Source organism: Rhizobium sp. 05L419 (assembly GCF_056397845.1).
Window position 1 is genome coordinate 1 of record NZ_JBFTOF010000075.1, and the last position, 1,230, is coordinate 1,230.

Consider the following 1,230-nt stretch of genomic DNA (forward strand, 5'->3'; position numbering starts at 1 on the left):
CAATGCCGAATGGCCCAGCCTGTTGGAGGCCAAGGACATCGCCGAGGAAGGCTTCATCTACGGCCTGCCCCTCGTGATGAATTATGCGGTTATGCAAGAGTTTGCGGTCGACAAGAACTCGGGGCAGTTCAAAGCACCGTTCAATGATATCAAAAACGAGCACCACGTCTCCACGCCTGCGGATACGGCGGTCATCACGCCGAACAGCGACACCCCCTACTCGATCATGTGGCTGGATCTGCGCGCCGAGCCGATGGTGATTTCGGTGCCGGCGATCGAAAAGGACCGCTACTACGCCGTCCAGCTCATCGACGGCAACACCTACAATTTTGGCTATATGGGCACGCGCGCCACAGGGAGCGAGCCGGGCGACTATCTGGTGGTCGGCCCCGATTGGAAGGGTGAAACGCCCACCGGGATCAAGAAGGTCTTCCAATCGACGACGCCGTTCACGTTCGCGCTGATCCGCACCCAGCTCTTCAACCCCGACGACATGCCGAACGTCGAGAAGATCCAGGCCGGCTACAAGCTGCGTTCGCTGTCCGCCTTCCTTAAACAACCCGCTCCGCCTGCCGCGCCGAAGATCGATTTCGTTCCTGCCTCCACCGCCGGGATCAAGGACAACTTCTTCCAATATCTCGACGCAGCCCTGCAATTCGTTCCGGAGACGCCCAGGGACAAGGCGATACGCGCGAAACTTGCGAAGATTGGCATCGGMCCGGGAAAGACCTTCGAGTTCAAGGATCTGTCGCTCGAGCATAAAGCCGAAATCCTGGTGGCCATGAAGCAGGGTAACGACAAGGTCGACAAATGGTTGGCYAGCGGCAACAAGAGCATCAACGGCTGGAACGTCGGCTCGTTCTTTGGCGACGAGGCCTTCTACAACGGCGATTGGGCGATGCGGGCAGGCGCCGCCAAGGGCGGTATTTATGGCAACGATGCCGTCGAAGCCATGTACCCCTATACCCGGACGGACGCGACCGGTGAGCCGCTCGACGGCAGCAGGCACAAGTACACCATCACCTTCCCGCCCGGTCAGTTGCCGCCGGTGAATGCGTTCTGGTCCGTTACGATGTACGACGGCAAGAGCCAGCTGCTCGTCAAGAACCCGATCAAACGCTACCTCATCAACTCTCCGATGTTACCGGCGATGAAAAAGGGCACGGACGGCTCGCTGACGCTGTACATTCAAAAAGACAGCCCCGGCGCGGACAAGGAAGCAAATTGGCT

The 1,230-nt window shown here is 59.1% G+C and carries 1 protein-coding gene; it reads left to right on the forward strand.

Features of this window, described 5'->3' with window-relative positions:
* Nucleotides 1-1,230: DUF1254 domain-containing protein (locus tag AC1DMK_RS31025; protein ID WP_477864039.1), on the forward strand; the 1,230-nt coding region annotated here is incomplete at both ends.